Source organism: Mesorhizobium sp. M4B.F.Ca.ET.089.01.1.1 (genome assembly GCF_004022605.1).
In the GTDB taxonomy this organism is placed as follows: domain Bacteria; phylum Pseudomonadota; class Alphaproteobacteria; order Rhizobiales; family Rhizobiaceae; genus Mesorhizobium; species Mesorhizobium abyssinicae.
Map to the genome: position 1 here is coordinate 1 of NZ_RZOS01000662.1, position 2332 is coordinate 2332.

General features: G+C 65.7%; 2 protein-coding genes and 1 pseudogene. 1 reads left to right on the forward strand and 2 read right to left on the reverse strand.

Annotated features, from left to right (window positions below; translation table 11 throughout):
• Positions 1-1013, reverse strand: a 1013-nt coding sequence (locus EN780_RS32340) for a proline dehydrogenase family protein (RefSeq protein ID WP_189556923.1), incomplete at its 3' end; no start/stop codon positions are given.
• 163 nt (positions 1014-1176) lie between these two features.
• Here EN780_RS32340 and EN780_RS32345 point away from each other — a divergent pair.
• Positions 1177-1629: an Lrp/AsnC ligand binding domain-containing protein gene (locus tag EN780_RS32345; RefSeq protein WP_127285682.1), complete on the forward strand. Its 453-nt coding sequence runs from the start codon at positions 1177-1179 to the stop codon at positions 1627-1629.
• A gap of 1 nt (position 1630) precedes the next feature.
• Here EN780_RS32345 and EN780_RS32350 read toward each other — a convergent pair.
• A pseudogene (locus EN780_RS32350) lies at positions 1631-2332 on the reverse strand (c-type cytochrome); the annotation flags it as partial.

The following is a 2332-nucleotide window of genomic DNA, read 5'->3' on the forward strand; positions in this document are numbered from 1 at the left end:
GTGCGGTCGTACTTTTTGGCCAGCTGGTAGAGCCAGTCGATGACGAAGGCCGCGCGTGGCCCATACGCTTGCACCACCACGCCGAACCCGTTCCAGCCGGCAAGCTCCGGCTCGGCCATCACGCGCTCGATGACGTCGAGAGACAGATCGAGGCGATCCGCCTCCTCGGCGTCGATGTTGAGCCCCATGCGCGAATGCCGCGCCGCCAGCGCCAGCGACAGCAGCCGCTCTGCCATCACCGGCAGCATCGTCTCCTTCTGCGCCACCTCGTAGCGCGGATGCAGCGCCGAAAGCTTGACCGAAATGCCGTGGTTGTTGCGGATGTCGGGCCCGTTGGAACCGGAATCGAGCGAGGAGATCGCGTCGGCATAGGCCTTGTGGTAGCGCAGCGCGTCGGCCTCGGTGCGGGCCGCCTCGCCCAGCATGTCGAAGGAATAGAGATAGCCCTTCTGCGTCATCGGCCGGCCGCGCTTGACGGCCTCGGCGATGGTGCGGCCGAGCACGAACTGCTCGCCCATCTCGCGCATGGCGGCCGCCACCGCCTTGCGGATGACGGGTTCGCCCAGCCGGCGCACCATGGCCCGCAGCGTGCCCTCGATGCCGCCCTCGCCTTCGTCCAGCACGCGCCCGGTCAGCATCAGCGCCCAGGTCGAGGCGTTGACGAAGATGGAGCTCGAGCTGCCCGAATGCGCCGACCAGTCGTGCGGCGCGATCTTGTCGGCGATGAGATCGTCCATAGTCTCGGCGTCGGGCACGCGCAGCAGCGCCTCGGCAAGGCACATCAGCGCGACACCTTCCTTGGTCGACAGGCCGTAGGCGGAGAGGAAAACCTCCATCAGCCTCGGATCGGTCGAGCCGCGCACCGCGCGCACCAGATCGGCCGCGCGGGCCGAGATCGCCTTGCGGTCATCCGCCGAAAGCCCCGCTCCATCGGCGAGCCGCTTCACCGCGGCGTCTTCGTCGGGCAAATAGTTGGCACGGATCTGCTGGCGGATGGCATCGAGCGCGGGCATGGCTGTCCTATCGAGCGAGCTTGAGGGAGCGGGCCGGCGGTCACCGGACCGAATGGCGCAAGCTAGCACAATTGCCGTTTTCAGTCGGTCCAAAGAAATCGACATGCCGGGTCGATTGGACTATGATTTGCCCAGTATTCTCGCCAATTCGATTGCCAATTCGATGACAGAAGACCAATTGGACCGCATCGACCGCAACATCCTGTCGGCGCTGGCGCGCGACGGGCGGCTTTCCATGTCTGAGCTGGCCGGCAAGGTCGGCCTGTCGAAGACGCCGGTGCAGGCGCGCGTCAAGCGCCTGGAGAAGGACGGTTACATCAGGGGTTATCAGGCGATCATCGATCGCGAGCGCATGGGAGAAGGCCATGTCGCGTTCGTCCAGGTGAAATTGTCGGACACCCGCTCGGCCGCGCTTGACGCCTTCAATCGATCCGTGCAGGCAGTCCCCGAGATCGAGCAATGCCACATGATGGCGTCGAGCTTCGACTATCTGTTGAAGGTCCGCACCACCGACATCGCCGCCTATCGCCGCGTGCTGGGGGAACGTATCTCGGCGCTCCCCCATGTTGCCCAGACTTCCACCTTCGTGGCGATGGAGACGGTCAAGGACCGCTAGCTCATTCCGACAGCGTCTTCAGGAACGCGACCAGCGCCGCGCGCTCGCGGTCTGAAAGCTCGACCGGGTGGACCTCGGAAACACCTTCGACGCTCGCCGGCGCCTTCGAATAATGCTCGACCACCTCTTCGAGCGACGAGAACTGCCCGGCATGCATGTAGGGCGCGCGGGCAGCCGCACCTCGGAGCGACGGCGTCTTGTAGGCGCGCACCAGGTCCGGCCCGCCCTTCACCATGAAGCGCAGCTCACGGCACGCGTTGTCGTCGCCGTCGCGGAACTTGCCTAAGCAGTTGAACGGGTCGGCCTCGACCTGCACTACGGCATCGATGCGGCCGCGATCCGGCGGCAGGTCCTTGACCGGCGGCACGCCGGTGTTGTGGAAAGAGTTGTCGGTGAAACGCGGACCATTGTGGCAGGTCACGCAATTGGCCTTGCCGATGAACAGCTTCAGCCCAAGCATCTCCTCGGGCGACAAGGCGTCGTCCCCCTGTGGCTCGGCGCCAGATGCCAGATCGCTGGCGAAACGGTCGAAGCGCGTCTGCGGCGGCTCGATCGACCGCTCGAAAGCGCCGATCGCCTTGCCGATATTGGCAAAGACGCGGTTGACGTCCTCGGCCTGGCTGACGGGCATGGCGGCCCAGGCCGCCTTCTCGCCATCGGTGCCCAGCGGGCTGGCATTGGCGGGCACAGTGGGGAGATCCGG